Source organism: Stieleria sp. JC731 (assembly GCF_020966635.1).
Lineage (GTDB): Bacteria > Planctomycetota > Planctomycetia > Pirellulales > Pirellulaceae > Stieleria.
The window spans coordinates 486,823-512,863 of record NZ_JAJKFQ010000005.1; the positions used below are offsets into that span (position 1 = coordinate 486,823).

Genomic DNA, 26,041 nt, shown 5'->3' on the forward strand with positions numbered 1-26,041 from the left:
CTAGCCGCGGTTCCCCGATTTCTCAAAACCTACGCACGCAACCGTCGCTGTCGCAAATGCGGCTCAGTTCAATCCCCCTGAGCCGCAACGGCGCTAGCCGCGGTTCTCTGGTTTCTTAAGATCTATGCGCCCAACCGTCGCTATCGCAAATGCGGCGCAATTCAATCACCCTTGAGCCGCAACGGCGCTAGCCGCGGTTAACTGAAACCTCACTGCCGGCCTTTTCAAAACACAAAATCCCTTGTCTGAATCACCAAACCAATCCACTATTCGCGTCGGCTTCGTCATGCACAAGATGCAGGTGGCTGGCGCCGAGGTCTTGGTCGAGCAGATCATCGATCGATTGGATGGAAGGATTGACGCAACGGTGTTTTGCCTCGATGACGTTGGCGAGATCGGATACCGACTTCGGGATAACGGTGTGCCGGTGATCGTATTGGGGCGACGTCCGGGGATGGACTTGTCGGTCGCGAGCAAACTGGCGACGGAAGTAAAGCAGCGTGGCATCCAAGTGTTGCACGCGCACCAGTACACTCCGTTCTTTTATTCAGCTATCGCGCGAATACGCTACGGTGCGAAAGCCAAGGTGATATTCACCGAACACGGGCGACATTACCCCGACGTGGTCTCGTGGAAACGGCGGCTCGCCAATCGGGCGCTGCTGCAGCGGTACGCGGACATCACCACCGCCTGCTGTGACTTCAGCACCAAGGCCCTACAAACGATTGAAGGCTTTCCGAAAGCATTCACGCTGAACAACGGTGTCGACGTCAGTGACTTAGTCCCGCGTGGAGATGCAGCGGAACGCGCAGCACTACGTGATCGATTGGGACTGGATCAAGATCGGCCCTATGCGGCTTGCATCGCCAGGTTTCACGAGGTGAAAGACCACGCAACACTGATCCGAGCCTGGGCCCGAGTCCACGAGCAGCTTCCCGAAGCTGAATTATTGCTCGTCGGTGATGGTGAAGAGCGAGCAAACATCGAAAACCTCATCACCAAACTGTCATCAACGGGGAATTCGCAACTCGCATCTCGAATCTCTCTTCTGGGGATCCGAAATGACGTCCCCGACCTGCTGCGTGCGATCGACGTATTCACACTGACCAGTGTGAGTGAAGCGGCATCGTTGACGTTGCTCGAAGCGATGGCGAGTGAATGTCCCAGCGTGGTAACCGATGTCGGCGGGAACTCCGAACACTTGCGGCACGGCGTCGACGGTTACCTGGCCCCGCGAGGCGACGATCTGAAGTTGGCTGAGTGCCTTTTGGCGTTACTACGCAAGCCTGCGAAGGCGCAGGAGTTTGGGCGGTCAGCAAGAAAGCAAGTTTTGCAAAAGTTTGATCTCAATGACGCGATCGATCAGTACTTAGAACATTTCAAGGCATTGGCGGGCACCGCCTGAACCTCGAAGACGATATCCCCGCTTTTGCAGCAACCTTGACCTGAGCCGCAGCTATGTGCCAACACGATTATGAGCCGCAACGGCGTTAGCCGCTGTTAAGTGATTGCTATTCATTGAATTAACCGTCGCTAGCGCGAAGACGGCTCAAAAACCAAGACCTTAGCCACGGTTTTGCACCAATACCATCCTGAGCCGCAACGGCGTTAGCCGCGGTTAAGTGATCGCTATTTATTGACTCAATCGTCGCTAGCGCGAATACGGCTCAAACACCAAGGCCTTAGCCCCGGTGATGCACCAACACCAACCTGAGACGCAACGGCGCTAGCCGCGGTTATGTGATCGGCATTCATTGAATCAACCCTCGCTAGCGCGAATACGGCTCAAATCCCATGACCTCAGCCACGGTGATTCACCAGCACCATCCTGAGCCGCAACGGCGCTAGCCGCGGTTGCTTGAAACTCAGGAGCCACCTGCAGTGCTCGATCAAAAAAATTTCAACTTCCCTCTAAACGCCGAAATTTTCGATCGACAACCTCTCCCAAGCCGGCTCCTACCCTAACCAATTCAAATTGAAGGAACTTGCAAAACGAATCGTCCGCGGACTAGCGATCGTCGCGGTCTCGCCGCTGCTGCTAACCCACGCGATTGCATCAAAGGTGTCTGGCCGAGACAGTTCGCTCGAATCGCATTCGCAGTTGCTCTCTCTGATCCCCGGAACGCTCGGAAGCTACCTCCGTGTTGGCTTCTATCGTTGCACGATTCAGTACTGCGACCCGACAGCGACGATTTGTTTTGGGGCGTTACTCAGCAAGGCGTCCGCTCGAATCGAAAAGAATGTCTATGTCGGTCCGCGTTGCATGCTCGGGTGGGTCAATTTGGAGCAGGATGTCCTTCTAGGTCCAGCGGTCCAAATCCCTAGCGGTCCACACACTCATGGAATAGAAGATCTTTCCGTCCCAATCCGTGAACAACCGGGCAAACCTCGACGGATCACGATCGCGAGGGACAGTTGGATCGGGGCTGGGGCATTGGTATTGGCCGACGTTAGTTCGCAATGTGTCATCGGAGCCGGAAGTATCGTGACCAAGCCGACCCAGGCGCGGACGATTTCTGTCGGTATCCCCGCAAGAGAGATTGGCAAACGGGGAGAAGCGACTACCTTGCCCGAACGTGCTGCGGTGATGTCACCACCTGCCACCCAGGTGGACGAAGTCCGCGCTGAGACCACGCAATAAGCATCCATCGCCGCTTCAATTGCAAGATTCATCATCAGCCGCAGGACGTTAGTTCGCGGTTCACAACACCATCGATTCGGTCTCCTTTTCTGATTCCCTGTCGGCCGCGCTGCCTCTGGGCGGCGCCCACACCCGCCGTAGTCACCGTATCAGCTACGAAACGCCCCATTTCGCATTTGGGCGATCATCGCAACACTGCTGAAAAAGCAATTCCAACGCAACTGATTTCAAACCGTGTCAACCATCGAAGCACAAACCAACCTGGACTCGTCTGACTCGAACCTCAGCGACGGGCCATCGGCGTCTAGCGGTTACGAGCTGATTATCGAGCCGCGGAAAGGCTTGCAGTTATTTGATTGGAAAGAGTTAGTTGCTTACCGCGACTTATTTCGCTTTTTGATTTGGCGTCAGATCAAAGTTCGCTATGCACAATCGGCGATCGGCATTGGTTGGGCAGTCATTCAGCCACTCTTTTCGATGGTGCTGTTCACGGTCATCTTCGGCAAGCTGGCAGAGATCGATTCCAACGGTGCCCCCTATGCGTTGTTTAGCCTAGCGGCGTTATTGCCTTGGACTTACTTTAGCAACGCGATTACCGATGGGGTGGCAAGTTTGGTGAGTGAAGCGAACATGCTTCGCAAGATCTACTTTCCACGGCTGTTGCTGCCACTGTCGGCAGTGTGTGCAAAGCTTGTCGATTTTGTCATAGCGGCGGTGATGATGGGGATCCTGATGGTGATTTATCAGCATGCCCCGCCGATTCAGATTTTAGTGCTGCCGCTAGCAGCGGCATTGATGATTATCACTGCGAGTGGTGTCAGCGTATGGTTGACGGCGCTTGCGGTTCAGTATCGTGACGTCAAGCATGCGATGAGCTTTTTGGTGCAGTTGGGGATGTACGCCAGCCCGGTGGTATACCCGGTTTCGCTGATCCCGGATCAGTACCGTTTGCTCTACGCCATCAATCCAATGGCGGGTGTGATTGAAGCGTTCCGTGCGGGCCTTTTAGGGACACAGCCGATCCCATGGGATTTACTTGCCGTCGGTACGGTAAGTAGCTCGGTTCTCCTGCTGTCTGGATTGTTGTTCTTCCGTAGCAAAGAGAAAATCTTCGCGGATGTTGCGTAAGTAAATCGAGGCATGTGAAGCGTAGCGGCGGTCTGCTAGTAGAGCTTGGCTCGTGTTCCATTTTCAGAATTTGAAATTGAGATATTCAGCTTTCCGGCTCGACGGATCTCTCGTCGAGCGAATTCAAAAGATCTATCGCGATTCGTGCTTTGGTCGTAGCTATGCAATTGCGTGATGAGATGCCAGGTTGGGGCTTGGCTTGGAGCTGATGTGGCGTTACGCCAATGGTTGTTGTCATCCACTGTCAGACAAATGCTCGGCCGAAGATCATCGTGGCGTCAGAGGCGGACTCACTATGAAACTCTACTATTACCAAAGTAAGTCAGGAAACGTTGGTGACGATCTAAATCCGTGGTTGTGGCCCAGGGTCCTTGATAGAAGGTTGGATGCGGATGGCGATCATCTCTTAATCGGGATTGGTTCGATTCTGAATAACAGGATTCCCGTGGCGCGTGAGTACACAGTTTTGGGAGCTGGTTTGGCAGGGCAGCCACCCCGATTAGACGTAGGACGGTGGGATTTTGTTGCACTTCGTGGCCCATTGAGTAAGGCGGGAGTGGAGGTCGACTCGAACATACCTCTGTTAGACCCCGCGTATCTAATGGTTTCCGAATTTCCTGCTGGCAATCGAGAGTCTTGCGAAGAGATTGGTTATATCCCCCATTTTCGTAGCATTGACATTGGGGCTTGGGAATCTGTCTGTGACTATTCAGGATTAAAGTTTATTGATCCTAGGTGGCATGTTGAAAAGTTCTTGAAAGCCTTGTGGAAATGTGATCGAGTCATAACTGAAGCAATGCACGGAGCGATTCTCGCTGATGCGTATGGAATCCCTTGGTTGGGCGTCAAGGCTCATGGGCAAGTAAATAGCTTTAAATGGAGCGATTGGGGCCAATCGCTCGATCTAGATTTCAATTTGCAGCTCATTCCCGCAACTTGGAAGGGAGAAGGCGGGTTGTCGATCACTAAGCGGTCGAAAATTGAATTGAAACGATTCGCAAAGTTTATTGGGGTATTTCAGGATGGCTGGTCTCCGATTGAATCTCGGAGAACGAAAAGCAGTAGCGAGGAGATAAAAGAGACTGCCTCGCTCTTAAGGCGTATAAGCGAGTCAAGCGATTTCTTGCTTTCCGATCAGCGATTGCGGGAGGCGAAAACTGAGCATTTGCGTGAAGCGATTGTAAATTGGCTAAGGACACGAAGCGAGTGAGTTCAGTTTCGCAGTAGCTGCTGGTACCGCTAAGTTGCAAATCTGGCATGGTAATGAAAGTATGCGTTAATCAATTGCCTGTGCGTGTTTTGTTTGGCTAAAGCCTAGTTTTAGAGTCTAGGCAAGCCGTTGCAATCATTGCCGAATGTGATTTCTAGCCCATTCTTCTGTGATTGTTGGTAACTCCAAAGGCATCGTCGAGAAAGGATAGGACTGGGTTATGTCGTCTAGGATAGGAATCGTGATACCCTTGAAGTCGAGGAAGGTTTCACGGGATTGGGAAGGAGTTTGTGGATCTCTCGCTGCAACTCTGCGCTCTGTGGCCGGACAGGCTTGTCGTGATTTCAGGTGTGCCGTTGTAGGCCACGAAGATCCAGAGTGTGTCGCAGAAGCCGATCCAAATATTATCTTCCATTCAGTCCAGGGATTAGATGTCCCTGATTATTCAGGATGGAAGCCAAGCGATCGGCAACGAGCCATAACAAAAGATAAAAACACCAAAATTTTTGAGGGTGTGAAGCTTCTCGAAGGAAAGGGGATCTCGCATTGGTTTGCACTCGATGCGGATGATCTTCTGCGGAATGATTTTGTGGGGAATGTCCTGGATCGCAATTTGAAGTACGGTGCAATTTTGCAGAGTGGCTACATGCTCGATCGTGCTTCGGGGAAAATTTGTCCAAAGCGAAATTTCTATGAAGCTTGTGGTTCGTCTTGCGTGTTGTCGAGCCGAGTGGTTTTCTCGAAGGGCAAGACGATGGATGCAATTCCTTGGTGTAGGTACTCGCACCTTAAGATTGGTCAGTTTTTCGAGAAAGAGCTGAACGTGCAATGTGAGTGGATTTACGATCCCCTTGTTTGCTATGTCGTTGGTCATGGGGATAACTCCAGCGCAGATTATCGCCGCAGTGCTATCGGGCGCCTGAAACGGAAGGTGTTGTGGGCTACGCTGGGAAGAAAGTTTAGCGGTAGGCGAATGTCCAATTTTTCGCAGGTGGAGTACCCGTTCGTCCCCGCCGAGATGAATGTTTAGCCGGGTTTCAGCATTGATGGTTGTTCTTGTGATTTAGCGTGTAGGTTACAGCTTCCTATCAGTCGTTGTCTGCTGAGTGTGTAGCAGCAGAAGAGTTTTTGCTTTTTGTGTTCACGTTGTAGCGTATGTCGTTAAAGCAACTCGGCTTTTAGAATGGTTGGGGCGCGGTCTGGCCGGTTTCTGTTCCGTCATAGAAAGGCGGTGGTGTGATTTGGTCTTGGTAGGGACTGCCCGAAGTACCAAAGGCGTAGGTCAGTGAGCGCAATGCTTTAGTTGATCCACTTTAGTGGTCGATTTCGAGTGTTGTCTCGATAGTTGTAGGTGTAACGGGCTGGGGTAGCGGCTTCGCGTGCCAGCATTGCGTTTTTTTGAAATCAGTAGAAAAAGCTTCGGTTCGTTAAGAGCGAGCAGAATTGTATGTCAACTCCGATAATATCCGTTGAAAATTTGTCCAAAGCCTATCGAGTCGGGGCGAAAGATGAGATGCCCGATACTCTTGTGGGCGCGGCTAAGGGCATGTTAACTGCGCCCTTGAGAAACCTGCGATCTTTGCGGCAGCTTGATACAGCTAAATCGGGGAAATCGAAGTCGTCTGAAGATACGCTTTGGGCGCTGAAAGACGTGTCCTTCGAGATTAATCGTGGGGATGTTGTTGGGGTAATAGGCCACAATGGAGCCGGTAAGAGCACCCTCCTGAAAATTCTTAGCCGAATTACGGAGCCAACAGAGGGGCGAGCGGTCGTCCGAGGAAGGGTTAGTAGTCTCCTTGAAGTGGGGACAGGGTTTCATCCAGAGCTTACCGGTCGTGAAAATGTATATATGAACGGGACGATTCTCGGGATGACAAAGAAGGAGATTGACCGGAAGTTCGACGAAATCGTCAGTTTTAGTGGTATCGGAAAATTTCTGGATACTCCAACCAAGCGTTATTCAAGCGGTATGCAGGTTAGGTTGGCGTTTGCTGTTGCCGCTCACCTAGAACCAGAGATATTGATTATTGATGAGGTTCTGGCTGTAGGGGATGTTGAGTTTCAGCGCAAATGCTTGGGGAAAATGCATGAAGTCGCGAGGGGGGGGCGGACTGTTGTGTTCGTGAGCCACAATATGACCGCTGTGGAGACATTGTGTACGTCTTGTCATTGGATGGAGTTAGGGCAAGTCAAGGAGAGTGGTGAGACAGGCAACTTGCTGCGCAAATATTTCCAATCGATGAATGAGCGAAGCCAGTCTGGTGCGGCAGAATGCAGCAGGATGGAAAACGGGTTTCAGTGCTGCAGGGTTCAGCTCCGTGACCAGTCCAGCGGCTTTGCCAACGTATTTGATAATGGTGATGAGGTGACCGTTGATATTGATCTGAAATTCGAATTGCCTGATATTCCAGTTGTTCAGTTTGGGTTAGATGTGTTTTCGCCAACGGGAGTGTTGGTCGGTAACTGGAATAACCGATTGGCTGGAGTCGATGAGGTCGTCCCGTCGTCAATGATGAATGTGAAGTGGAAGTTTGGAACGGCAGGATTTACACCAGGGAACTACATTATTGGGTTGCGTGTGAAAGATCCAAGATCTGGTAGGATGATTTCACGAATTGAGAATGCTGCTTCCTTCGAAGTTCTTAATAGGAAGGTGGCTGAGTTGGACCCGTCTTTCGGCAATGGGAACGGTTTCATTTCACTAAATGCTCGAATAGAAGTGGAGAGCGTTTGTGAGTAAAGTCATTGTTGTTGCGGGAATGCATCGGTCGGGGACCTCTCTAGTTTGTCAGCAGTTGGCTGAGTTGGGTGTGCGATTCAATGGAGACCTCCTGCCTCCATCGAAACATAATAAGCGAGGGTACTATGAAAACAAGAAGCTTATTTGTTTCCATGATCGCTTGATTAAAACTCATGCGAAAAGTTGGAGAGACTATCGTTCGCTGCGCTCCTTGAACGCTGGCGAAGTGTTTGATTATGAAGGTGCTGTGTCAATTGCAAGGGAATTAAGAGGGGGGGGCGGGGTTGTTGCTTTAAAAGATCCTCGCATTTGTTTTTTTTTAAAACAATGGGTTGATGTTCTTGGGGACTGTGTCGTTGTCGCGCCAGTTAGGGATCCTTCGGAGGTTGTGGACTCTTTGATGCGCCGGGGAGACTTACTTCGAGAGTATCGTGGGAAAAGGTTGGCAGCGATTCACGCAGGGTATTCGCTTTGGAAAATGTATAATGAAGCGTGTCTTGCGTATTTGCAGGCAGTTCCAGGCTCAGGTTTCCTTGTGAATTCAGGTGCTGGCTTTAGTGTGGCTGCACTTAGTTCAGGTTTGAAGGATTTTGGGTTGGTGTTACCCGGTAGTGGGAATGACTCTGAGTCATCGAGTGTGCTTGACGAGAGTTTGGTAAGTACGCAGCCGCACAGGCTTGTAAGGTTCGTACGGTATCTTCGGCCGGATGTTTTGAGGCTCTATTCAGCGATTCTTGGGATCTGTGATCGTGCGGCTGGTGGCTCGTGAGATATTTGGCTGGAAGGCATTCGATCCAAGTTAAGTGGTTGGGTTGATTTGCGATTCTCCTTATAGTTTTCTTGATTGTCACGAGTTGGTTTGGCCTTTTCTCAGATTGTTAGGTCGGTGTGTTTTAGTTCTTGCGGCAATTGCAGTTCTTACTTTAGATAAACGCTCTTGAAGAAAATCTGCATTTTTCAGCCTTCGGTCAATGTCGCATCGGAGACGTTCATCAAGGCCCATGGTGAGCGGTTGCCAGGTGTCGTTGGTGTCGTGTGGAGTTCAAACGGGCTCCCTTGTCTTGAAGGGAGTGTGTTGCCCAGGCAGTCGGTGAGTCGGCGCGGTGCAAGGAAGCTTTCCAGGCTCGTAAAAGGCGAGGGGTGGAAAGCGGAGGTTGATCAGGGATATTGTGATGCGATCCGGCAAACCGGAGCCGAGGTGGCTTTGGCGGAGTATGGGCCGACGGGCGTTGCGATCGCTGATGCTTGTAGGAAACTTGATTTGCCGCTCGTCGTGCATTTTCATGGGTACGATGCGAGTCAGACTGATACGATTGATCAGTATTCCGATCGCTATAAGAAACTGTTCGATCAAGCTTCTGCCGTAATCGGTGTTTCGCAAGCGATGGTGTCCCAGTTGCAGCGACTGGGGTGTCCTGAAGAAAAGGTTGTGTACAACCCGTACGGAATCGATTGCGATAGATTTCAAGGTGCATCGCCTCTTGATTCGGAACCGGTTTTTTTAGCGGTCGGCCGGTTGGTGGAAAAGAAAGCTCCGTACCTCACGATTCTCGCGTTCAGGGAAGTTTTGGCTCGATGTCCTGAGGCAAGGCTGCGAATCGTCGGAGACGGTCCGTTGATGGGAGTGTGCCGTGACATGGCGATCGGCTGTGAGGTAGAGCATGCCGTTACATTTCTTGGGCCGTTGTCGCATGAAGATGTGCAGCGCGAAATGGGGATGGCGCGTGCATTCGTGCAGCACTCAGTGGTCGCGTCCAGCGGGGATAGTGAGGGCACGCCGCTAGCGGTGCTGGAAGCAGGTGCCACTGGGATTCCAGTTGTTGCGACGCGGCATGCTGGGATCCCTGACGTTGTTGTCGATGGAGAGACGGGCTTGCTGGTTGATGAGCGAGACGTCTCCGCCATGGCTGCGGCTATGGTTCGATTGGCTGAGAACCGCTCGTTGGCTTCAAGTCTAGGTGCTAATGCCGCGAAACACGTACGAAGTCGTTACACCATGGATCATCACATCACTCGCTTGGCAAGCATCCTTGAGCTTTCCGCCACTGGCGGTGATATCGTGGCTGAAAAATCTAAGATATGCCGCGAGCTTCTCGGTGATGCTTATGAGGATTCATTGTTAAGCTCTAATGCAAATTGATATGTTGAATTATGGTGATTCGACGTTTCACGCTCGTATAAAGAACGCTCACTAAGGCTGGAAGTTGCTTTACTCGGAGGAATGGATCGCGCCACCTGGGTTTCGTTTGCCCGGGTTTATTATTTGTGGTGCGATGAAGTGTGGCACAAGTACCGTTCATGCGCTGCTGGAGAAACACCCGGCTGTGTTTGTACCGAAGGACGAGGTCAACTTCTTTGATATTGACGACATCTTTCAGCATTCCGACTTTTTTATTAACGGAAGCGAGCGATGGCATGTCCCAAATATCCTTGATGGCTCAACACGCTATTGGGAATGGTATCAGCGGTTCTTTCAAGAAGCTCCCTCGGATGCGATCTTAGGAGAAGATTCCACTTGCTACCTAGCTTCGCCACGTGCCTTTAAGCGTATCGGGATGCAAGAGCAGCCAATTAAGCTTGTGGTGTGCTTGCGGCAACCTACTCAGAGGGCTTATTCCCAGTACTGGCACATGCTGCGAACAGGACGTGCCATGTTTACGTTTGAGGATACGTTGCGATTTATTCCGTCAATGGTACTCGCACGCAGCATGTACCTTGAGCAGGTCCGGCGGATGCTCGAGTTCATTCCTCGTGAGCGAGTATTTTTCTTTGTTCTGGAAGAATTTGTTTCGGATAAGGCCGGTATCGCGAAGGGGTTGTCTGACTTTCTTGGGATCGACTATTCCCTCTTCCCCTCGGATGCTCTGCAAACACATACAAATAAGGCAAAGTTTCCTCGAAGTGTGCGATTGCAAGCGTTGAAGAATCGGATGTTGCGATCAGCGGGGAACCAGCAGTACGTCGGGCGGTTGCCCTATTCAGTCGATATCGGTTCGCGCCAAATGCCGCTCGCTGCGCGTGCGATCGAATGGGTGCATAATCGTATCAACCCATCGCGGATGGGAGCTACGCCCAAGATGGAAGCGAGTACAAAGGAGTTTCTGGACGACTTCTTCAGGAGGGAGTTGGACGGGCTGTCAGAGCTCGTAGGGAAAGATCTAGAAAAGTATTGGTATTAATCTTAGTCGCGGTATTTTGGCAGCGGGGGGCGTGACATTGTCTTCCCTAGGGCGGAGCCAAGTGCGGTTGTTCTGTTGATGGTCAGTTGGGAAATGAATCGACAAGAGGGTCAGAATACAGAGGAGGGTGTCGCGGTCTCTGTAGTGATCCCCACCTTCAATCGTGGTCATCGCATCGTTCGGGCTGTGGAGAGTGTCCTTGCAAGCGATGGAGACGTTGTAGGCGAAGTAATTGTTGTTGATGACGGTTCATCCGATGGGTCATGTGCAAATCTTGAGCAGATCGACAATAGAGTCCGCTTGGTAACGATTGGAAATCAGGGCGCTGCCAAAGCGAGGCTTGTTGGCGTCGAAAATGCTTCGTGTGATTTCGTCAGTTTTTTGGATTCCGATGATACGTCCTGCGATGGGCGCGTGAAGTATCTTCTAGAAGCCTTGCTTGATTCACCTGGGTGTATTGCAAGTTTTGGAACAATCACTGATAGCCCCGGGGGGTTGCGAGGGATCGCTGAGGAGTTGCCCGGGTTGTCAGCTCAGTCCAATGTGTACGAAGGGTCGTTCGGAAAGCTGCTGAGGAATGGTTGCTTCGTTCCTTCGATGAACTTGTGCACCAGGAAGGTTGTGGCGCTTCGAGCGGCTCGTACCCAAGGCTTTTTTCCATCTGCCAATGACTATGATTTCGTATTAGGGATTGCTCAGCAAGGTGATTTTGCGTTCTGCTCGAAAGCCAAGATCTGCTGCGAGCGTCTGGCGGATGGTATTAGTCTTTCGAATAAAGACACGCAGATGTGTTACGCATTGCTGGCAGGTGATTTTCGTCTGCGGCAATGTGGTTCTGATGCTCGAAGATGGAAAGCGGACTTTCGGTTTAGGGTTGTTCAGCGTTGGCCTCCTGCGTTGGTGCGGTCTTGGCGGGCAGGACGCTACGGTATGGCCGCAAAGGTCGCGGCGATTGGGATCAGATACGGCTTGGCGTCAAGTAATCTCAAGCAGCTGTACTGGAGTTGGGACCACGCACGCCGGACTCGGGGTACCGATTCGGTTCAGAGAATGGTTGATGGATCGGCTGTTGTTGATCGCAGCTCAATTCATGAATCGCAATCCTGATTTCGGGCTCAGGGTTTGAGCAAATGCGGATTGGAATCTTTGTTCAGCCGGTTGCGGTTTCGCAGAAGACAGGTATCAGTCGATACACCGTCGGTCTCGTCGAGGCTCTGTTGGAGCTTGGCACCGACGATCTGTTTTATCTGTACTATCGAAGACAGAAGAATGATCCGGTTAAGGATTGGTTGGCCGGGCATCCACGCGTCGTTCATCGTGGCTTTGCCTTTCCTGATATCGATGAGCGGCCAAAGTGGTGGTGGGATTATTATTTGCCCGCGAGGTTAGTGCTTGACCGAATTTCGGTCTTTCATAGCCCCAGCCACATCGTTCCCTCTTTCGGACCGCCCTCCGTCGTCACCATTCATGACTTGGCGTATTACTTTATGAAGGTGAAGGGCGAGGGGCTCGATCGCTATCTGAAGCGATGGACCGATCGCTCGATGAAGCTCGCAACGAAAGTCACCGCGGTGTCGCAATCAACTGCGAATGATTGCATCGGCCAGGGGGTCGATCGCGAAAAGGTCCACGTCATCTATCAGGGGTTTGAGTCGGCGGTGAGTGATCCGGCCTCTGTCCTGTCAGAGGATTCAGCGTTTCCCGACTCGCAAAGTTTGTTGCAAAAAGGCTACGTGCTGTTCATGGGGACGATGCAGCCTAGGAAAAACGTTCCTTATTTAGTCGAAGAATATGCAAGAGTCGCAAGTCAAGTCTCTTGGGACCTTGTTCTTGCCGGAGCACCTGGTGAATCGAGTGACGACGTGGCCCGATCGATCGATCGATTCGGTGTGGGTGATCGGGTTCACCAGCTCGGCTTTGTCGATGATCAACAGCGGGCAAGTCTGTATCGAAACGCAGCCGTGTTCGCCTACCCGAGTCGCTATGAGGGGTTCGGGCTGGTTGTGTTGGAAGCGATGTCGTATGGCGTGCCTGTGGTTGCTTCCAGCAACAGTTCATTGCCCGAGGCGGTCGGTGGCGCCGGGACCCTTGTCGATGTGGATCGCGAGGGATCCCTGGCTGAAGCAATTTTGGAACTCCATGATCGTGCAGAGCTACGGCACAGTCACGTTGAGAAGGGCTACAAGCACGTGCAGCGGTTTTCATGGGAGGCATCTGCGGCGCAGATGCTGGAGCTGTATTATCAAGCCGCGTCGGCGCGGCGTTAGCCAGTACATTTAGCTAATGGCTTTGCAGCAGAGCCCGCGAAAAGTCAAGGAGTGTTTGTTTGCTCGACAGGTGGCGTGCTAATCAACGCAGACGCTGGTAGTGGATAGTGCACTGGGGGTTCCGGTAGACGCAGTTGCAGTCACCACGTTTCTCCGTCATACCAGTCAGGATTCCAAAGTACCCATCACGCTCCGACGTGATGTCAGTCAAATTCAAAGCAGTCGCACCACCACCAGCAATAGCAAATCTCCAGAACCAAGAGCATTCGCTGCATTAACGCCCAGGCCGATAAGCAATTATTCCCGTAGGCCGCTTAAGGCTGTGTCAATTTTGGGAAATGGTGGCCAGACGCCGGCACTGGGAATCGTGAGCTAATCAGCCGTTCGCTTCACTTGTTGGATAGTTTGGTGTCGTCGGAAATTAGCTCGGCTGAATCGATGTATCTTGATTGTCTCATGCCATAATTCTGTGGCTCGTTGATCAAATGTTTTATTTCTCTGTTTGCCGGATGTGTCTCGTTGGCATCTAAAAAGGATTCGCAGCGTCCCTCGGTCGATTGTCTTGTCGTCTCGGACATCTTCCCGCCTACAATTGGAGGGAGTGGTCGATGGCTGTGGGAAGTGTATCAGCGTCAGGATGAAGGCACATGTGTTGTCGTTGCAGGGTGTGCCGAAAACTCCAAGCGAGTGGATGAGGTTTACCCGCAAACGGTGATTCGTCAAAAGCTGATGATGAAGTCACGCGGAGTTTTGAACGGCAAGGCGCTTCGTGATTACTATCGGATCTCATGGGTCCTGCGGGGGATCGTCAAACAGTATCAGCCGAGGATCATGCATGCCGCTCGTCCTCTGAATGAGGGTTTGGCGTGCCGGTTGACTTCAATGCTAACAGGGGTGCCCTATGCGTGCTATGTGCATGGTGAGGACGTCAATGTCGCCAAAACCAGTCGCGACTTAACATTTGCAACACGTTTCGCGATTAAGGGTGCGGTTGCGCTAATTGCCAACTCAACTTTTACCAAGCAGTTATTGATTGATGACTGGGGCGTGTCGCCGGATCGGATCGTGTTGATGCATCCTGGCGTCGATACGAAGCGTTTTGCCAATGCCAATGTGGCTGTCGAGGGATCGAAATCGCTGAATTTATTGACAGCGGGGCGTCTGCAGAAGCGAAAGGGGCATGATGTTGTCATTCAGGCGTTGCTCGAGCTTATGAAGCTATTTCCCGAGGTCTCCTATACGGTCGCCGGTTCTGGTGAAGAGTTGTCTTCGTTGCAGTCGCTGGCGAAATCGCTTGGGGTTGATGATCGGGTTCGTTTTGCGGGTGAGGTTGATGACCAACAGTTGGTGACCCTTTATCACGAGTGTGATATTTTCGTGCTGGCCAATCGTGCGGTAGGTCAGGATGTCGAAGGTTTTGGGATTGTGCTGTTGGAAGCTCAGGCATCGGGCAAGCCGGTGATCGCCGGGCGCAGTGGTGGAACCGCCGATACGATGGTCGAAGGGCAGACCGGGTTTCTGATTGACGCGACGACACCAGACGAACTGATTCAGTGCGTGCGTGAAAACTTGGCCACAGCAGGTCAGCGCGAGGCGATGGGGCAGGCTGCGGTGCGTCACGTCCAATCGAATTTTGACTGGGAGCAACTTGGAAAGCAGGCCAAAAGCCGTTTTGAAGAGATCCTTGCGAAGTGCTAGTGTTCGCATTTGATGTCAGTCTTGAAGGCGGCGAAAGCGAGCGATCCGAATTGACGCAGATGATTTAAAGTCCAACGCTACTTAAACGTACATGGCGAAATTTCCATTTTTCGTGTTAGGGACCCAGCGGTCGGGGACCACCCTCCTGTACAAGATCCTTTCGGCATCAGGGGAGGTTTTTTGCTGGAATGAGATGTTCTCCGTCCACGAAGCCTTGTTTGGGAGTCAGCAAGGAGGTGTCGATGCCTTCGCTAGGCAGCTTTCGAAGCGTTTGAGGTTTGCGGATGTTCAGGCGGGTGAAAGTCGGACCGACGTGTTTCGTCGGTCGATGGTGCGAGCCGCAGGGGACGCGGGATTCTCACGGTGGTGCTTAAAAGATCCTCGTATCACTTACTATCTGCCACAGTATGCCGAGGCGTTTCCCGATGCGAAGTTTGTCGTTATCGTCCGCGATGGGAGGGCTGTCTGTCGGAGTTACTTAGATACCAGTACTTTTGCAGTCGGGCGTCCTTCGAATGCCGTTGCGGCTGGGATCAAATGGCGAGACGAGGTCAAGCGACAGCAGCAGTTCCTGGGTCAGTATCCGGATCGCACTCTTGTGGTGCGCTACGAAGATTTGATCACTGGGTTTGAAGCCGAGGTGCGGCGTCTGGCTGACTTTCTTGAGCTAGACGAGCTGGATCGAATGCTTCGGTACTACGATCAGCCCTCTGAGACCGCTATTCATGCGGGGAATAAAAACGTGCTAACGCCTCCGGATCCAAACCGGATCCATGACTGGAATTCAAAGCTGAGCGAAAAGCAGATCCGGACAATCGAATCGATTTCTGAAGAAATGTTGACGCAGTTTCAATATGAGCTGCTTTACGAGCCGCGTCAGGTAAGTCGTCTGTATTCCCGCATCGCGTGTCTATCCGATCGCATCGTTCAGGAAATACGCTGGCAAAAGTACAAGCGAAGCCGGTGATCAATCAAAACTATTCTATTCAATGCTCAAAGTGGAGCAGGTTGCCTCGCATCCTAAGTGCGTGACACGGACCGAAAATGTCGATTGGTAGTTTCGTAATTTTTCTATTGTTCTTGTATATCGTCGTGGGGGCGATACGAGATTCGTGGAAGGGCTGTGTCGGCTACAATTTCTGGGCGGTTTTGTGCCCGACATGGAATTGGCGGTGGGCAATACCAATCATTGCGTACCAAAAATACATATCCGCCGCTGCATTTTTGGGGTTTCTTTTGTCTGGGATGAAAAGACAAAAGTTACCTATGTCAGGAAATTTGGCAATTGCTGGGCTAGTTTTGTATTTAGTCTTGTCATTTGTTAGCGCTCAGCAAAGCTTGAATCCTGCAAAGTCTGCATTCTTTCTGGATGTGACATGGAAGATTGTCGTGATGGCAGTTCTCGCGTGTTGGACCATCGATTCCCCAAAACGATTGAATCTGCTTTGCTGGTCGATTGTTTGTGCGCAGGGGTGGAATGCGTTTAATATCAATCAGATGTTTTATCAGTATGGTATTAACGTGACGTATTTTACGTGGAATTACCTTGATAATAACGTTTACTCGATATCGTCAGTTCCCCCGATGGCAATCGCATTCGCTTTCATGCTGACAGAGCGAAAGCGACTTTTGATTGGTCTGTCGGGCGTAGTGTTTGTCTTGCAGATGCACCAACTGATGATCTTGCAGTCGCGTGGAACAATGCTCGGTGCTATCGGGATGGTCGGTGTCGGGGTGGTTGCCATGCCTAAGAATCGCCAAACGTTTAGTCTGGTGATGGCCGGATTGATCGCAGGCGCGGTGCTAGCAGGTCCCTCTGTTGTCGAGGAGTTTTCGTCCGCATTTTCGGCAGAGGGGGAGAGAGACACTTCGGCGGAGAGTCGCTTCGCTTTGTGGAAAGCCGGCGCTGCTATCATGAAAGATTATCCGTTGTTGGGGGTTGGGCCATGGGCAGGGGAAAGAATGGTGCCACGGTACTACGAGGGCGGTTTAACTAGTCAAGCCAAGGCTCTGCACAATTTGATTTTTGAGGTAGGTACTGGTAGTGGTACACCAGCACTAGTAGTGTATCTGGCTTTCTTTTTGCTGCCGTGGTGGGTGCACTTTCGGGTTTGGTGGCGCCACCGGCGTAGTTTTCCGGATTGGTTTCGAACCTGTAATTTGGCAATTCTGGCGGGCGTCCCTGGCTATATGCTTAGCAGTATGTTTTCAAGTGGGGCATTGATTGAGAGTCCTTATTTGCTAATGGTTGTTGGGATAGCGTCGCTCGCGATTTATCGTTTTCATTCTGGTAATCCGGTTTTTGTGCCTGTCCCACCCACAGTGGCTGGGATGGGGCCTGCAGGAAACGGTGGGCCCGAAGACTTGAAGGGTGAAGTTACCGATTCGAGAACGGTACCCCAGCGGAGGCCATAGGATGACTGACTCGAGTACCCCTTATTCCGTTGTCGTGTTTGCGTACAACGAAGAAAAAGCGATCGAACGGTGCGTCGATAGCATTTTTGAAAATGCAGGTGAAGGACTCGTTTCGGTCCGCATCGTCGCCAATGGCTGCCGTGATCGCACCTGTGAATTGGTTCGTGCGATGCAGGGCAAGCATCCTAGTCTTGAACTGACGGAAATTCCGATTGGGGACAAATGTAATGCTTGGAACCAATATGTTCACGAATTGGCAGATCTAAGTGTTCCAGTGCATTTCTTTGCCGATGCTGACGTCTGGTTTACAGGGAATGTGTTTGAGGTGCTTGCGGGAAAACTAGGTCAGTCGTCAACCGCGAACGCAGCGGCTGGTCTGCCAATGTCCGGGCGGAACCAAGATATTTACCGTCAGATGCTAGTCGAGCGCTATTGTCTCTTTGGAAATTGTTATGCGTTGACGGCCGATTTTCTGCGTCTTGTACGGTCGCGTCAGTTTCGTCTGCCGAAGGGTTTGTTGTGGATCGATTCCGCTATTACCAAGGCCGTCAATTCAGATATCGGCGACCCTCATCAAGGGCATAGCGACCGTATCGTTTTTGAAGATGGGTGTGGCTATGCATTCCCAAGCTTATCACCCTGGAAGCTGGGGGATATTTCGGTCTATTTCTCTCGCATCGCCCGGTATGAAGCAGGGAAATTGCAAGAGCGATTGCTACGGGAGCTCAGTTTTGACGACTGGCCGGATCAGTGTAGGGAGATCAATCACAGAGTTCTGGAAAAGATCGATGCGGGGAAATGGAAGACGACTTGGTATCTCCGCAAGATGATTCGTAGAAAGCTCCTTCGCAAACTTTAGGCGAAAGTGAGCGATGGCATTGCGTTGTTTTCTGTAGAGCAATGCAGATTGGGGTAGGCTCGGCGATCGCTCCGTCCCCGAAAGAAAGGTTCTCCTAGCTCTTGATGGGAGGGCCGTCGGACTCAAAATTGGAAAATCAGAAGATTCGCAATCGATGAGCATCGAAAGTACTCCAGTTGAGACGAACACGATCTGGTTCGAGCGAGCAAGCTTTTGGTGCTTGGTCGTTATCAGTCTCGCTTACTTCGCGTTCCCCAATGCACGGCTCGACTTTACACCTTATAACTCACACGATTCTGAGAGCTATATTTCGCTTAGCAAAAATCTGCTCGAGGGGCGTGGTTACACGCGATCTTTGAATCAGGAAGAGTACGTCCCGCACACGCTCTGGCCGCCTGGGATGGCGATCCTGTTGATGCCCTCCGTGGCGGCCAGCGGTGATACGATCAGCTTGCTATTGGTGAAACTCACCATCATTGCAACATCGTTGGCCGGCGTTTGGCTTGCTCGCTTCTATCTCATTCAACTTGCTTTTTCACGCAGTCAGGCGAATGCGATCGCACTCATGGTTTTGCTCAATCCATTTGTCTGGCACTTCAGCCGCATCGCGATGGCCGAGATGCCAGTTTTTACCTGGCAAATATTAAGTTTGCTTCTGATCCACCTTTGTTTTAAGGCTCAACGGTCCATTCTGACCGTTTCAGCGTGCGGCTTCCTGGTCGGGCTAGGCATGTTGATAAAAGGGGCCCTTCTAGGGATTCCGCTTGCGATCCTTCCGTATCTCTATTCACGTGGGCTGTTTAAAAAGGAATCAATCGCAAGGGGGGTGGTTTTTGGCGCTGCGTTCAGCGTGCCTTTCTTTGTTTGGACGATGCGGAATCGGGCAATTGACACCAGCGGACTTGGGCTGGACGGAGTCAACCAAGTTCAGATGATTACCAAGAAGGTGATTGAAGACCCGGATAGTGAATTCAAAACGACGGGTGAGATCATTGCTACGGCAAAGCAGAATATCCTGTGGCACGCCATCTATCATGTTCCTAGGCACACATTGCCAGTAGCCTGGCTAATGGATCTATCAAGGATCCCTGCCGGCAACCTAATCGCTCTTGCCGGCACGTTTGCAGTCTCTTTATTGATTTTGGCTCAATTTCAACGTTTCTCATCCGTCATCTTAAGCGTTCTTCCCGCGATGGCCATTGTGGCCGTCATGACGATTGGCGGCGCCGAGCGATATTGGTTTAGTCTGGTCGGCAGCCTGTTGATGATTGTCTATGCTTCACCGGTGCTGTTTAGGCGACAAAGTACTCAGCGATGTATTTTTGCGACGCTGGCTATTGTGCAGTTCATCTCACTGGGCTTGTTTGTCGTTAGACACGAAACGCATCCCTTTTCTCCGGTTGAAGGGCGAGACGACTTGGCAGCTCTCTTTATGGAGATCGGCGAGTCTCCGCTCGAAAGCTCTGATCCGCAAGCGACGAACGTCTGCACGATAAACAACCACGGCCTACAGCTGACGACTGGACTTCGAGCGTCGATGGTCAATACGAATATCGATCTCGACCCTAGGTTCACTCACGCGGTGCTTGACCGGGAGGCACTTTCGAGTGGAGTGCGCAACCCGCTGATGGAGCGTGGACGTTATATGATCGTCGAGCTTCCCACGAGCATGACACGTAGTGAAATTCGGCAGCGTTATTATCGCAACTCAGAAGCAGTCAGTCGCTAGGCTGCCAAAAGGTTTGGATCCAGTTTTATGCCCATTGGTTTGGTCGTTGCAGCTCACTTGATGTTGCTTCTCAGCGAATTTGGTGAAATACGGTGAATGCGTTAGAGTCCGTACTCGAAACACCGCAAAGCAGTTCCGCTGGAATTCCGCTCTACGTCGACTTGGATGGCACCTTCATCAAGTCGGACATGCTTATAGAGACGTTTCTCGCAGCGGTGAAGCGGAGCCCGTTGGTCTTGTTTCAGTTTGCCTTCTGGTTATTTCGTGGGAAGGCCTTCCTGAAATATCGGCTTGCCGAAGCAGGGGCGTTTGACGTCGCGACGATACCTCTCAATCTTGAAACTTACGAATTTCTCAAGCAAGAGAAGCAGCGTGGCCGTCGCCTGGTTCTCGCAACAGCTTCGACCGAGAAGGTCGCGAAGGCATTTGTCGCCGCCTATCCGATCTTCGATGGCTACATCGCATCTTCGGCAGATCAGAATCTCAAGGGCTCCCGGAAATTAGCAAAGGTACTCGAAGAAACGGCGCGTTTCGGCTATCTCGGGAACAGCAGTGAAGACTATGTACTCTTCGACAAGGCAGAGGAGGCTTATTTGGTCTCTCCGACAAAGCGGGCAGCTCGAGCGATTCCGCATGACAGCTTCTTCAATGGACAGCTTGATACCACGAAGGGGGCTGGTGCCAAAGTCTGGGTAAAGCAGCTCCGAATTTACCAGTGGCTTAAAAATGCCCTGATTTTTGTGCCTTTGCTAGTCTCGGGACGCTACACCGATCTCGCGGCCGTTGGCATTACCTTGATAGCGTTCATTGCTTTCGGCCTTCTGGCGTCGTCAACATACGTACTGAACGATCTCCTTGATTTGGAGCCTGATCGTCGGCACCCCCGCAAGCGGTCTCGCCCGCTCGCCGCATGCAGCATTTCTCTGGTTGCAGGAGCATTGGTGGCGCTCGTGCTCTTTTGGGTTTCGTTGGGACTGGGGGCGTACGTCGCGACGCCCTTCTTGGTGATTCTGCTAGCGTATCTCGTCTTAACGCTTTCATACTCACTTAAACTGAAACGCTTCTTTGGGATGGACGTGATTGCGCTTGCATCGCTTTACACTATCAGGATATTTGCGGGAGCGGCGGTGATCGGAGTCACTGTCTCGTTTTGGCTGCTCGGTTTCTCTATGTTCGTCTTTCTCAGTCTTGCTCTAGTGAAGCGAGGGGCGGAGCTAGTTTCCCTTAGAGAGAAGGGGCAACACCGCGTTTCTGGCCGCGACTACCAATTGGCGGACCTGCATGTGGTTACTAGTTTTGGGACCGCGTCATCGCTTATTTCCCTGCTGATGTTTTGCTTTTACCTTGATAGCGATGTCTTGAAGAATCAGTACCGGGATCCACAGTTGCTTTGGCTCGCAATCCCATGCATGTGTTACTGGCTGATGCGGATGTGGTCAAAGACTCTCCGGGGGGACATGGATGACGACCCAATTGTGTTTACGCTCAAGGATCGTGCCAGCGTTTTGGCGATCGTAGTGGTGTTGTCTCTTACCGTTGTCGCGCGTCTTCCGTGAAGTGTTGTGTGCCATGGAGGCGTTAGAGGCCATGTGTCTTATTCGATGCCTGCCAAGGACGGTTGAGTTTTCTATCGGGTATTCGCTGCAGCCTGCGTAAAAATGAAACTCTGTTTGCATATCGGTAGACACAAGGCAGGCTCTACATCCATCCAGAGACTATCTGGCTGACAATCAGCGTTATTTGCGGGAGGATGGGTTCCTCGTGATCGACTGCCTGGCCTCTTCAGGCATTGGGAAATGGCAGCATGGGCCGGCTACCCCGAGACCGAAATTTACTTTAGTGAAATCTTCAAGGTGTTGACCGGCGATGGCTTTTCGTCGACTCAAGCAATCGTTTGAGTTGGACTTCCTGAACGCCATGCATGAGGAAGCCAACGCGTCGTGCTACCATACCCTCGTTGTTTCCTCAGAGGCTTTTTACGGCCAATGTCTCACCTCTTCCTCGGTTGAAAAAGTCCGAAAGCTAACTAGGCAAGTCTGTAATCAAGCGTCGATCTTGTTTAATTGTTGTGACCAGCCCGAATTTGCGAAAAGTTTTTATGCGCAATTGGTCCACGGCCCGGTAACTCATCACAGAACTCTCCAACGGTACATGGAAAGTATTTCACTCGAAAGCGAGTTCAGCTTCCATAAAAGGCTCGAGATGTGGGGGAGGCATTTTAGTTACGAGAATGTCTTCATTGGTCAGGCTCCGGACTGTCTACGTGGGCCGGCACTGCTTGAGGACTTCATGGAAAAGAATTAGAGCGTCCCAGCTTCGCGACGGTTTTTTCTTCCGGAAGAAACGTTCCAATCGGTCGACAGGTTACAACAACCTCTGCCTGCTGCGTTTATTGAGTCGGTTGCTTGCAGTGTTCCCATTATGTCTCGACTATCGCAATCACATATTCCGGTCGTTGATCAAGCGACTGCCACTCGGTGGGGATTTCCTATCCGGATCTCAGGTCACCAGTCTCGTGCAGGCCGTAAATAGAGCATGTGCCGAAGATTGCGGGTTGCCAAATGGGATAACTGCGAGGAGAGCCGACGGAGTGATTGAAGAAATCGCAAAAGAGTTTCCCGAGGTCTCTCGGCTCAATCGTAATGCTTACACAATGGATGCTTCAGGGCAGACGTGTTTTGCAATTGATGAAAAACTGAGTAAGTATTTTTGCGATTACGGCCACCACACTCTTGCTGGTGCGAAGATTTTCGGCGGCCAGGTAGATCGGCTAAGGCCACTGATTGAATACCATTGATTTTCGCTCATTTCTCATCGCTGCAATGATCTTTGCTAGGGCTGGCGATTTAATGACCTGTGAAAGGAACTAAACGAAGTATGAATTATCGGTCCTATCAAGACTTGAACCAAGTCATTCTGTCGAAGCTACATACCATTCCAGCGGATGTTGATCTGGTCGTTGGGATACCTCGGAGCGGCCTTATTCCGGCTAGTATTATTGGCTTGGCTCTTAATAAACCAATCGCGGATTTGGCCGGGTTTCTGGAGAACCGTCGCTTCGCTTCTGGCACGTCGCGGAAGGCGGACTCACGTTTCCCAAATTCAGTCTACGAGTCGAAACATGTGCTGGTAGTGGATGATAGTATTGGCACAGGGCACTCGCTGGCAAATGTGAAAGACAGAATCAAGAATTCGAATATACCGGACTCGATCAAAATTACATACGCGGTGGCATACGCCGCTCCAGCAACCAAAGATCAAGTAGACATCGCTTTCGAAGTCGTCAAGATGCCTCGAATCTTTGACTGGAACATCTTCCACGTACACGCTCAAGATATTTGCTTCGACATTGACGGCGTGCTCTGCCATGATCCATCCGTCGAGCAGAATGATGATGGTCCCAAATATCGGGAATTCCTCAGCAATGCGACACCGCTAATCCAGCCGCATGGAAAGCTCGGATATCTCGTCACAAGCCGGCTCGAAAAATATCGCAGTGATACGGAGCAATGGATGAAGGCTTCCGGAATCGAGTTCGGAGAACTCCATATGCTCAACCTCGATTCGGCTGAAGAACGACGCCGGACGCAAGCCCATGTCGCCTTCAAGGCAAAGACTTACCAGCGTCTCAGCGGCGCTAGGCTGTTCATTGAGAGTGAAGTTGATCAAGCAAAACGGATCGCACAGCTTTCTGGCAAGAAGGTCTACTGTGCCGGAAATGGAACCATGTATTACCCTGGAACCGGCTTGAAAACTGCTTCGAATGAAATTGCAAATTTCACTTTTCGAATTAAGAGAAAGCTCAAGCAAATTTTCTTTCAGCTGAAGGGCAAATAGAGAGCTTTTGTAGCTGTAGCTCATGTCACCATGTCGCTCATTCAAGTAAAACAGTGTTGCTAGATAGATTAAAGCGAGAACTGCTGGTTAGGTGTGCCGGACAGAAGTTCCAAGTGTCACTTCCAGCATCAGGGGCCACAACACCCTATTCGCTCCCGATTGAGGTCGGCACACAACTCCTACCTGAGGGAGATTGCTGCTGTCGCATTGAAATTGTCCTGCGTAATCCACAGCCGTCTAGCCATCCCGGAGGAAATTGGGATCTTGGAGGGGAGGGTTCGCTGCTGATTGACGAGTTCTCGCTTTCATTGCGTCCTGCGGCGGGTGAACGATTCTCGGATCTGTGCGTCGAACTGTCGCGTGAACAAGGGGCCGTGACGGCCCGTGAATCCATCTCGGTTAAACAGTTTTCAAGTGGCGGTGAAAACTGGCAAAGCAAAAACCACCTCAATCAGCACGGCAAAGTCGACTTGGTCCAGAAAGGCTATGAGGTCGAAATCGACGGTGAAAAATCGACGGGACTGCGGGCCTCGCCGATTTGCCATGTCACGCTGGGAGACGAAGTGGTGTCGGTGTATCTCCGAGACTTCTGGGAATGCTTTCCATCTTCATTGGAAGTCACTCCGGATGGTGTGACTGTGGGGCTTCTGCCTTCCGACGCAGGCTTGACGGAGCTACAGGGCGGAGAGCAGAAGACATTTGAAGTGGTGGTTGAACAGCGGTCTCGCTCAAGCACGTCGTCGATTCAAGATCATTTGGCACTGTCGGTGGATCCCGCTAACGTCGACGATCGTCTTCAATCGATCCTCAAGTTTTTGAAGCCTCGCGGAGAGCAAAGCGATTCTCGCTATGAGTCGCTCGTCGACCTTGCAATCGAAGGTGACGATTCTTTTTTCGCTAAGCGCGAGAAGATCGACGAGTTCGGTTGGCGACATTTCGGTGATGTCTGGGGTGATCACGAGGCGGTCTATCATCGTGGGGATACCCCGATGATTTCTCACTACAACAACCAATACGACTGCACTCTTGGTTTCGGTATTCAGTATCTCAGGACGCGTGATCCTCGATGGCTGGAGCTAATGCTCCCCATGGCGGACCACGCATGGGATATCGATACCTATCACACCAATCAAGATAAGCTGCTCTATAACGGCGGACTGTTTTGGCATACCTATCACTACGCTGACGCCCATACGGCTGCACACCGAAGCTATCCCCGCCAACTACGCGTGAGTCAATCGTTCGATGGAGGAACCGATCTTGAGGAACTGGGGGAAACCGGAGACAAGCTTGCAAAGACCTATCAGGTAGGGGGCGGACCGGCGGCAGCCCACAACTACAGCACCGGTTGGATGCTGGCGTATTGCCTGACCGGTAAAGAACGCTACAAGGAAGCTGCGATCAACGCGGCGGATTATGTGATGCGTATCGATGATGGGGCGCAAACCCCGTTTCGATGGCTTTCGCGATCCGACACCGGATACTCCACTTGCAGTAGTGAAGGCTACTATGGTCCGGGGCGAGCTTCAGGGAACTCAACGCATGCTCTGCTGACCGGTCATGAGTTGACCGGCGAGCGGAAGTATTTAGATCGGGCCGCGTTGCTGATGCGGCGAACCGTTCATCCGAACCAAGATCTCGATGCGTTGGACTTGCTCAATGCCGAGCTGCGCTGGTTCTATACGATGTATCTGCAGGCGCTCGCCAGATTCGTTGACTACAAGTTGACGCTGGGTGAAACCGATGACGACTTTCGCTACGGTGTCGCGTCACTTCGGCACTACGCGCGGTGGATGGCAGCGCACGAGCGGCCGACTTTGGACGAGCCTGAAAAACTGCAGTACCCGACGGAAACATGGGCAGCACAGGACATGCGGAAGTGGCAGGTGCTTGAACACGCGGCGCGATATGAGAGCGATTCAACCTATCGTGAAAAGATGTGGGAGAAAGCCGAATACTTCTACAATTACTGTGTCGACTATCTGAACGAGTCACCGACGAAAACGCTTTGTCGACCGGTCGTTTTGATGCTGAATTTTGGTTGGCAACGGCCTTGGTATCTCCAGCATCGTGATCAGCTCGCGTTTGATCAGCCGATTGAAGATGATTTTGGCCAGCCGGTCGAGTTCGTTCCACAACGAACCATCGCGATCCGGCGATTTAAACAGCTCGTTGTGGCCGGTGGTTTGGTCGGAGTTCTCTTCGTTGTCTTGCTGCTGCTGTGGTTGCTTCAGGGGTAGGTGATGGAATGATCCGCAAGCGATGTCTGACAGCGGCGGCTTGTGAGCGGAGAGTCTGCAATGAACAGCGTCGTTGATCGATCATACCGCTGATCACA

18 protein-coding genes are annotated in these 26,041 nt (G+C 51.6%); all 18 read left to right on the plus strand.

The annotated features are described in order from the left end of the window. Positions 1-241 precede the first annotated feature (241 nt). Positions 242-1,405, plus strand: a complete 1,164-nt coding sequence (locus LOC67_RS12900) for a glycosyltransferase (protein WP_230263018.1) — start codon at positions 242-244, stop codon at positions 1,403-1,405. A 570-nt stretch (positions 1,406-1,975) separates the two neighbouring features. After that, a complete protein-coding gene (locus LOC67_RS12905; RefSeq protein ID WP_230263019.1) occupies positions 1,976-2,641 on the plus strand; it encodes an acyltransferase in 666 nt (221 codons plus the stop codon). Between the two features lie 234 nt (positions 2,642-2,875). Continuing rightward, the gene (locus LOC67_RS12910) at positions 2,876-3,769 is read left to right on the plus strand and encodes an ABC transporter permease (RefSeq protein ID WP_230263020.1); all 894 of its coding nucleotides are present in this window, start codon (positions 2,876-2,878) and stop codon (positions 3,767-3,769) included. A 295-nt stretch (positions 3,770-4,064) separates the two neighbouring features. Then, the gene (locus LOC67_RS12915) at positions 4,065-4,979 is read left to right on the plus strand and encodes a polysaccharide pyruvyl transferase family protein (RefSeq protein WP_230263021.1); all 915 of its coding nucleotides are present in this window, start codon (positions 4,065-4,067) and stop codon (positions 4,977-4,979) included. 241 nt (positions 4,980-5,220) lie between these two features. Next, a complete protein-coding gene (locus LOC67_RS12920; protein ID WP_230263022.1) occupies positions 5,221-6,009 on the plus strand; it encodes a hypothetical protein in 789 nt (262 codons plus the stop codon). A 417-nt stretch (positions 6,010-6,426) separates the two neighbouring features. After that, positions 6,427-7,719, plus strand: coding sequence for an ABC transporter ATP-binding protein (locus LOC67_RS12925; RefSeq protein ID WP_230263023.1), 1,293 nt, complete (start codon positions 6,427-6,429; stop codon positions 7,717-7,719). A gap of 937 nt (positions 7,720-8,656) precedes the next feature. Next, positions 8,657-9,859: a glycosyltransferase gene (locus tag LOC67_RS12930; RefSeq protein ID WP_230263024.1), complete on the plus strand. Its 1,203-nt coding sequence runs from the start codon at positions 8,657-8,659 to the stop codon at positions 9,857-9,859. Between the two features lie 106 nt (positions 9,860-9,965). Continuing rightward, positions 9,966-10,898: a sulfotransferase family protein gene (locus LOC67_RS12935; RefSeq protein WP_261366928.1), complete on the plus strand. Its 933-nt coding sequence runs from the start codon at positions 9,966-9,968 to the stop codon at positions 10,896-10,898. 93 nt (positions 10,899-10,991) lie between these two features. After that, positions 10,992-12,005 (plus strand): glycosyltransferase family 2 protein, encoded by a 1,014-nt coding sequence (locus LOC67_RS12940; RefSeq protein ID WP_230263026.1) that lies wholly within the window; start codon positions 10,992-10,994, stop codon positions 12,003-12,005. 23 nt (positions 12,006-12,028) lie between these two features. Beyond that, positions 12,029-13,165, plus strand: coding sequence for a glycosyltransferase family 4 protein (locus LOC67_RS12945; protein WP_230263027.1), 1,137 nt, complete (start codon positions 12,029-12,031; stop codon positions 13,163-13,165). Between the two features lie 519 nt (positions 13,166-13,684). Then, positions 13,685-14,863 carry a glycosyltransferase family 4 protein gene (locus LOC67_RS12950; RefSeq protein WP_261366892.1) on the plus strand — a complete coding sequence of 393 codons (1,179 nt, stop codon included), beginning with the start codon at positions 13,685-13,687 and terminating at the stop codon, positions 14,861-14,863. Positions 14,864-14,954: 91 nt separating this feature from the next. Beyond that, positions 14,955-15,830 carry a sulfotransferase family protein gene (locus LOC67_RS12955; protein ID WP_230263029.1) on the plus strand — a complete coding sequence of 292 codons (876 nt, stop codon included), beginning with the start codon at positions 14,955-14,957 and terminating at the stop codon, positions 15,828-15,830. Positions 15,831-15,907: 77 nt separating this feature from the next. Further along, positions 15,908-17,278, plus strand: a complete 1,371-nt coding sequence (locus LOC67_RS12960; RefSeq protein WP_230263030.1) for an O-antigen ligase family protein — start codon at positions 15,908-15,910, stop codon at positions 17,276-17,278. 1 nt (position 17,279) lies between these two features. Next, positions 17,280-18,137, plus strand: coding sequence for a glycosyltransferase (locus LOC67_RS12965; RefSeq protein ID WP_230263031.1), 858 nt, complete (start codon positions 17,280-17,282; stop codon positions 18,135-18,137). 220 nt (positions 18,138-18,357) lie between these two features. Continuing rightward, positions 18,358-19,866, plus strand: coding sequence for an ArnT family glycosyltransferase (locus LOC67_RS12970; protein WP_230263032.1), 1,509 nt, complete (start codon positions 18,358-18,360; stop codon positions 19,864-19,866). Between the two features lie 92 nt (positions 19,867-19,958). Beyond that, the gene (locus LOC67_RS12975) at positions 19,959-21,422 is read left to right on the plus strand and encodes a UbiA family prenyltransferase (RefSeq protein WP_315861054.1); all 1,464 of its coding nucleotides are present in this window, start codon (positions 19,959-19,961) and stop codon (positions 21,420-21,422) included. 1,345 nt (positions 21,423-22,767) lie between these two features. Continuing rightward, entirely contained in the window at positions 22,768-23,703 is a 936-nt protein-coding gene (locus LOC67_RS12980) for a phosphoribosyltransferase family protein (protein WP_230263034.1), read from the plus strand. A gap of 113 nt (positions 23,704-23,816) precedes the next feature. Beyond that, positions 23,817-25,943 carry a hypothetical protein gene (locus tag LOC67_RS12985; protein ID WP_230263035.1) on the plus strand — a complete coding sequence of 709 codons (2,127 nt, stop codon included), beginning with the start codon at positions 23,817-23,819 and terminating at the stop codon, positions 25,941-25,943. The last annotated feature ends 98 nt before the right edge of the window (positions 25,944-26,041 follow it).